This window comes from Neochlamydia sp. TUME1, assembly GCF_000813645.1.
GTDB lineage: Bacteria > Chlamydiota > Chlamydiia > Chlamydiales > Parachlamydiaceae > Neochlamydia.
This window is the reverse complement of record NZ_JRXI01000193.1, coordinates 1-7,148: the sequence shown is the minus strand read 5'-3', so window position 1 is coordinate 7,148 and position 7,148 is coordinate 1. Positions and strand designations below refer to the sequence as shown.

4 protein-coding genes and 2 pseudogenes are annotated in these 7,148 nt (G+C 40.4%); 2 read left to right on the top strand and 4 right to left on the bottom strand.

Translation table 11 applies throughout. From position 1 onward, the window contains the following. Window positions 1-5,431, bottom strand: a pseudogene (locus DB41_RS10925) (hypothetical protein); the annotation flags it as partial. 59 nt (window positions 5,432-5,490) lie between these two features. Continuing rightward, window positions 5,491-5,721 (bottom strand): hypothetical protein, encoded by a 231-nt coding sequence (locus DB41_RS08820; protein ID WP_039386428.1) that lies wholly within the window; start codon window positions 5,719-5,721, stop codon window positions 5,491-5,493. Between the two features lie 193 nt (window positions 5,722-5,914). On the opposite strand from DB41_RS08820, the gene DB41_RS08815 reads away from it, so the two are divergent. Then, window positions 5,915-6,244, top strand: coding sequence for a hypothetical protein (locus DB41_RS08815; protein ID WP_039386426.1), 330 nt, complete (start codon window positions 5,915-5,917; stop codon window positions 6,242-6,244). A 109-nt stretch (window positions 6,245-6,353) separates the two neighbouring features. Next, entirely contained in the window at window positions 6,354-6,482 is a 129-nt protein-coding gene (locus DB41_RS12575; RefSeq protein WP_255350934.1) for a hypothetical protein, read from the top strand. 236 nt (window positions 6,483-6,718) lie between these two features. Here the strand turns inward: DB41_RS12575 and DB41_RS12375 are convergent. Both DB41_RS12375 and DB41_RS08805 read right to left on the bottom strand, forming a co-directional pair. After that, a pseudogene (locus DB41_RS12375) lies at window positions 6,719-6,901 on the bottom strand (IS5/IS1182 family transposase); the annotation flags it as partial. Window positions 6,902-6,944: 43 nt separating this feature from the next. Then, window positions 6,945-7,148: hypothetical protein (locus DB41_RS08805; protein ID WP_039386424.1), on the bottom strand; the 204-nt coding region annotated here is incomplete at its 5' end.

Genomic DNA, 7,148 nt, shown 5'->3' with positions numbered 1-7,148 from the left:
TGGTTTCGAGGGCTTTGCTTAAAGCGCTAGTACCTTCATAGCCTATCTCATTCCCTGAAAGGTCTAGTTCAGTAAGCGAAGTATTGTTTTCGAGGGCTTTGCTTAAAGCGCTAGTACCTTCATAGCCTATCTCATTCCCTGAAAGGTCTAGTTCAGTAAGCGAAGTATTGGTTTCGAGGGCTTTAGCTAAAGCCCTAGCACCTTCATAGCCTATCCTATCGTTATAAAGCTCTAATACAGTGAGCGAATTATTGGTTTCGAGGGCTTTGCTTAAAGCGCTAGCGCCCTCCTTGCCTATCTTATTGTTATTAAGATTTAGCTTAGTGAACGAGGCATTACTCTTTAATGCTTTAGCTAAAGCGCTAGCACCTTCATTGTCTATCTTATTCATATCAAGATTTAGCTCAGTGAGCGAAGTATTGGTTTCGAGGGCTTTGCCTAAAGCGCTAGCCCCTTCCTTGCCTATCTCATTCCATGAAAGGTCTAGTTTAGTGATTGAGGCATTAATTTCTAGGACTTTGCCTAAAGCGCTAGCGCCTTCCTTCCTTATCTGATCGCCTGAAAGGCGTAGTTTAGTAAGCGAAGTATTGGTTTTTAGAGCTTTAGCTAAAGCGATACTGCCTTCATTATCTATTGCCCCTCCTTCAAGACTTAGGTGAACAAGTGATTTATTTATTTTAAGCCCATCTAGTAAAGCGCTGAACTCCTCGTATAGTAGTCTTTGTCCTTTAGCACACCATCTATTAAGAGAATTATTAAGTAGTCCTTGAAGCTGCTCCATGACTTGAGAAGAGAAATTTTCTAGGTTATATCGAATAAGTAAAGGGTGTTGATGGATAAGCTTATAATAAGGCAAAGAAGAAAGATCACAGCCAGCCAAAGTTATACGCCTGAGATGGGGGCAGCTTTTAACTAAAGCTTGAATTTGCTTTGCCGAAAGACTTAGGCACCCCTCTAGCTCGAGTTCCTCTAAAAGAGGAGCGTTTAACTGTAGCGAGGTCAAGGCTTGATTTTTTTTTAAAATAAGGAAACGTAGCTTAGGGGCTTTTAAGCTAAGCTTATAAAGATGAGGGCAGTTAGAGAGGTTAAGATGAGTTAAACAAGATAATTCGGGGAAAGAAAAAGACTTTAAAGAGGAGCAATGGCTAGCATCTAGCTTGTTAAGAGCAGCAGAAGCTACGATTAGGTTTTTTAAAAGGGTCTCCGTTAAAGATTGGCAGTGATTTAAGGATAAAGTCTCAAAAGAGGAGGAGGTCATGGCTTTTAGCAGAGCAAGTTCTTGCTTTTGCTGAGAAATATTTATGAATGCTAGGGCATTTTCACGCAAGTCGTCAGTCAAAAGCTCATGAAAAGGTGCAATATTTCCTTTTTGTATGGACGCAGCAACGGCACGGAGATAGTTAGGATGGCTTTGACTCATTAAAGTCTGCAGCTCCTTTAATGCTTCTTTAGGGATATAGCGTTCTTCATGCTTAACTAAATCTTTAGTAGGCATATTACTGGATTTTAGAAGCGAGTGACTGGTACTTGAGGTTACTAGGCCATGAAGGCTTTTCTCATAAAATTGCCCGGGCCCTTTTAAAAAACGGCTATAGAGTGGGGCGCTAGTATCTTGTAAAAGGTGCTCGTAATATTTTCCTAAAGGAGGGTCTAAGCGGATTAAAAGCTCTAGAGGGGTCAGATCAAGATTATTATCTAAAGCCCTTTGCAGGCGGGTAAGCTTTTGATAAATCTTGGCTACCGTCCTAGGTGGTAAGAGAATAGAAATTACAGGGTTTTGCTTATGGTAAGCATAGGCAAAGTCGCGCTCTTCTTCGGTAAAGAGTTTGGTATAGCGCTGCTGTTGTATGTCCAAGTTTGCTAACCAAGCGCGTAATATTTCTAATGGATCAATTTGCAAAAAGCGTTCTCTCGTTTTAGGATGAAGAGCTTCTTGCATTTGGTTTAAGCAAAATAGGATGCATTTGACCTGCAACTTTCCTTCTGTTGAAAAAGAAGGAATCAAAGCATGATCATTATCGACACAAACTAGCTGTTCTTTCTGCTCGCCTTGATGATTGATAAAAGATTGCAAGATGTAGTTGTCAGGCTTGCCGTCTTCTGGGTTAACTAGCATAGCTAGGAGCATCATATTATGCACTCGGTGTAAGTCTAAATTAGCTAATGTATTGCCTGCTTTTAAGGCGTCATCTAAGTTTTGTCCTTCACTTGTTTCCGAAACTAATAGAGGGTAAGCGTTGCGACGGGCATTATAGCATTTAAATAGCTCGGTTTCCGGTGTGCCATGTCCAATGAGCACACGATGTAGACTTCCTACTGCATATTCCCTGCCTGCCATCTCAGGGTGAGGTTTAAAATGCAATTTGCGATGTAGATAACTTACTGCTACGACTGCACTGCGTCCATGGGTGCGAGGAGGCTTAATAAAATCTAAGGCTGCATTTAATGGAAGCTGTTGCATGACTAGAGGGTGTAATTTGGCTCGACCTGAGTCTACTCCTTCCCATTCAAAGCCTTGGCCAGTGGGTGGTAGGGTAAATAATGCAAGAGAGCGCAGGTAAGCAAAGGCTGGCAATTGAGCTTCTAGAAGATGCAAAGCTTTTCCAAGCTCAGAGTTTTGCGCATGCATTTTAGCAAATTCTAAAATTCTAGCCGGATGCGTTTTAACGCCTGCTCCTTTTTTAGCTAGCTCGATAAATATCAACAAGTTGTTATCAGCGATGGCTTTTTCTAAGGGCGTCCTTCCTTGATGAAAGTGATCAGGGTATTCTAAATCTACTCCCCTGCTAACCAGCTTGGCTAATAAAAAAGAAAAGCGGGTGGGAGCATGGATAGCACGATTAATGAGGGGAAAAAGAGGAGGAGAATGCTGATCATCGACAGCATTAGGGTCAGTATCTTCTTGGGCTAGCAAAAGATCAGCAATGGAAAACACTTGCCCTTCATCTAAGTGAGGTGAATCATAGGCGCGCATTAGTTTATGCAAAGCTGTTTGTCCAGCTTCATCGGCCTGGTTAGTTTTAGCTCCTAATTGCAGGGCCAACTTAACTAATGAGGCTTTGCCTAGTTGGATAGCAATCAGCAAAAAATTCTGCTTTTGCATCAAAGAAAGAGGAAGACGAGGGCAGAAGGAGAGAGCACTGACTATCTTCAGGGGATCAAGCAAGACAGGAATAGGGGCTGACCAGTTAAGGGCTGCTAGAAAGTCGCTAGCTTCTTTTTCTAAAGGCACCAAAAAGGGGAGAGTATCCATTGCAGTTAAAATGGTAGGTTCTAGGAGAGCTTCCACGTTTGTGCGTTGACGATGCAGGGCTAGCAGCGCATCTAAAGGATTAGCATGTCTTTGCATTAATACTTGATAGCAGGCAAAAGCAGTTGGCTCTAAAGCTTGAAAAAGGTCATAATGCGTCACATGATCTTGTTTAAGCTTATCTTGCAGGAGTTGCAATTTTGTAAACAATGTAGACAATAATCCTTTAGGCAGTAAAAGGGGAATATCTAGCTTTTGATCGGCTGCTTCATCTAAAAAATCTTCTTTCGTTAAGTTTTTTTGATGAATAAGCCTTTGGTACTGCTGGTTTCTTCGGTCTAATTGCTGGATCCATTGTAGCAAAAAATCACGCGGGTTTAAATTCAAAATGAATTCTTTAACTGAGTTAGCGATCGGTTGGCTCATGCATCCTTTAAGCAATAAAGGCAGGCATTTTAAATGAATGCCATGTCCTTGTTTTGCTGGGATAATAGCAGGCTCAAAAGCGCGGTCATTATCAATGCAGGCCAGCCTTAAGCTTTCTATCTCTTGATCTTTCCAAATAAGCTCTATAATGTAGTTATCGGCCTTACCATCATTAGGGAGAATAAGGAGGCTAGCGATGACTAGGCTGCTAAACGCTTCTTTATCAATTTTTTTTAGTAAAGGAGGGATAAGGCAAAAAAGCTCTCCTATAGACTTTCCTGGAAAAAGCTTAGCGATCCAGCGTAAAGCTAAAGGTAGGTCGATTAAAGAGGCTAAAGAAGCTTTTGAAGCTAGCTTAGGATGTAACTTTAATAGGGCTAATAGCTGCCAAAAATTATTTTCTTCTTTACTTTTCAAATAGTCTTCATGAAAAGCACGTAAGCCTTGCTCTTCAGATTTTAGGCTAAACTCTCCCTTAGAAGAAAATTCGTTTAAAAGCTGCTCCTCAGGCAGCTGCTCCATCCAGGCTCTATACGCGCGAAAAAGCTCGTGAGGATTAGAAGGATAAGACTTATGCACTTCTTTTAAAAGAAAGGGCCAGCTTTCAATAACCTCTTCTGCCGTCAGTAAGCGTTCATCACACAATAAATCAAACATTTCTAAAACGCTAATAAGGTCAGCTAACAAAATAGCTTGAGGGTGTGTACTTTCATTAGCATGCCCGATGGTATAGCCTACCTGTACTGTACGGGCTTCCAAATAAGCAGCCTTGCATAATTTCTCTTTAAGCTCAGGCTGATCTTTGAAGATTTGTTGAGAGGTCTTGCCCTGCCATAATTGCTGTTTAAAAGCTTTTTTGGCCTCCTGATCCAAAGAGGCTTGCCAGTTGAAGGTTAAGACGTTGGAGATTTTAAGGAAAGAGGTAGGGGCTGCAATTAAAGAGGTGGGAGAAAAAGCTTGAGTTAAAGAAGTAGCCGCATATTCCCAAGCAGGGTTTAGATAATCAGAGACCACAGCAGCCGTAGGATTAGCTTTACAGTGTAAGCCTTCTAAAGAAGCGACGGCATGCCTGCCATGGGTATTGGTGCGGCAAGGCAGGCCTAACTCATCGATAGAAAGCATAGCGCGCGCTTTGTTTATATCAAGGAGAAGAAAACCCACGGAATCCCCACAGACTTGGGCTTTCAAGGCTAGCAAAGCCCCTCGCTCTCTTAAGCTAGAGGCCTCAAGGAGCTGAGTTATAAAGTTAGTATAATAGGCCTCTATGATTTTTAGCTTGTCTTTAAAGGAGGAAGTTGTAATTGAGGCTATAGTATCTACAATATTAGCTAAGACTTTATGAAAAGGTTGTAAGCGTGGATATGAAGCTACGCTTATCCCCTGTTCTACTATTTCCTTTCTTTGCTCTTCTGTGACTATAAACCAAGGTAGCTTCAGAGTAGGCAAAAGCTTTGTTAGTTTACTTTTTTCCTCGGAGGTATAAAGAGAACTTTCAGCTTGGAGGTGAGCCAGAGTTTCTCCTAATAAATCTTTTTCTCTACCTAAATAGGCTGTCAGGCGCTGCATTAAAAGCTTTTCCTCAGGCGTGCCTTTGGCTGAGAATATAGAGGCATTAAGAGGAGATGGGGAAGGAGAGCCTTTGTCTTCCTCAATAACTGGAGAAACAGATAACAGGCTCACACTACCTTCTGTTTCTAGTGGGGGCTCTTGATAAAAAATACGAGGCGGCAGGCCTAAGCTGGGAGTTGCTTGCATATAAATTCTCTAATTTTTCGATTGCTTTATAACTACTATTAATATTTAGGTAGAATAATTTAAAAGGAGTTGGGCTCTAATTTCTTTAGCTCTTGTAAATAGGCATCCATCACACCCGTTGTCAAAGCAGCACTATCCTGCATCGTCTCATCAAAAGCTCCTATGATTCCTCTTAAGCGATAGACTTCCCTTTTAATCCTTGCCATCTCGCTGCTCACCTGATCTAAAGAAGCATCGTAGTGAATGATGAGGCGGGAACAATTATAGTCTAGAGGGGAGGACATTTGCATAATTTTATTCCTTAGAAGAGAGAGTTAAATCACAAATAGTTTTGTTAAAAAACAAATTTAGACTTTTAAATGAGCTTTCTTTATTTCGTCAAGGAAATATTGCTATATTTTCCGGTAGAGGGTGTAATTAAAAGTGTTGGCAAGATAAGGAAGGATTAATACATACTGAAAGCGTGGCAATAGGAGGTTGCATATGCTTAACGAAGAAGAAGTTAATAATGTAGTAAATCGATTAAAAAATCATCCCAACTTATTAGAATCCATTAGAGAATTATTAGATATTACCGAAGGAATTAAAGGAATAGAAGTGGCGGATGATGCTGAATTTGCTCTTATTCCCGAAGTTAGAGGCTTAGGGAAAAAATGCCTTGAGGATTGGGCAAAGCATCAAGTAAATGAACAAGAAGCCAAGGCTCAGGAAATGAAATTAAGGCTGCACTCAAAAAAAACTAAGTTGGCATACAACTTTTGGGATATTAGATATGGAAGAGAGATGCTTTCTACAAGCAGGAATATTGATTAGACCATTTTCCTTGACTTCCAAGGTTAGATGTAGAGGGTGTTTTTTACCATTAGAGCGAGCAATAACCGACTTTGGAGCAGATATTGCGTTTAGAAAATTAGGGGAAAAGATGAAGGAGCATTATGGAATTGAAGCTTCTTCTTCCATGGTTAGATTGATTACCCAAAAGCATGCAAGCAAAATAGCTAAGCTAAAAAAAGAAGCGTCGAGTCAAGAAGCAATCATTTTTCCGATGTAGGTGTAAGGTAACGATTAGCTTTTTGATCAGTGGATGGCGACTTGGAGCTATTCCTGGAATTTTGATTAAGCTTAAGCCTCCAACTGGACAATACGCGCTTCAAGCTTAATGATTATCTTTTTCGATCTATTTATCCACGGCTTTTAACTGCGCATTTTCAGCTCTTAGCTTTGTATTTTTTCTAACTAGCTGTTCGTATGAAGGTTGCATACTATTCAATAGGCCTTTTTCGAAACTCACATATTCAATTCCCAGTTATAGATTGCTGCAATTAAGTCGAAGCGAAGTGCAAATCTTTTACGTCTATTTCTATAGCGATCTGCTATGTTTTTAAATCGCTTAAGGAGGCCAATGACATTTTCATTGGCAACTCTTTCTCTTGATAAACTTTGATTTGCTTTTTTGTCCTCGTTAGAAAGAATCAATTTCATTCTTTTAGCCAAACCAAAATTGCCGCGTCACTTAATCTCCAAAACCTGTGGCTGCTCCTAAATGCCTGGAAGGTCTCCGCCCTTTCCTTGAATCTATTTGAAACAAAAGCGCTGATGGATCATTTGTGAGTTGTTTTTCATTGATAAGAATACGAATTGGTTTGACTTGCTTTTTTAATTTTTTTATATTGCCTTTGAAAAATAAAAATGCTAAAAAAGTCATCACTACCCAGGG

Excerpts from the sequence above, each read along its gene's own strand:
- DB41_RS08815 (WP_039386426.1), top strand. The coding sequence starts at position 5,915 with ATGCTTAACGAAGAAGAAGTTAATAATGTAGTAAATCGATTAAAAAAT.
- DB41_RS12575 (WP_255350934.1), top strand. The coding sequence starts at position 6,354 with ATGAAGGAGCATTATGGAATTGAAGCTTCTTCTTCCATGGTTAGATTG.
- DB41_RS08820 (WP_039386428.1), bottom strand. The coding sequence starts at position 5,721 with ATGCAAATGTCCTCCCCTCTAGACTATAATTGTTCCCGCCTCATCATT.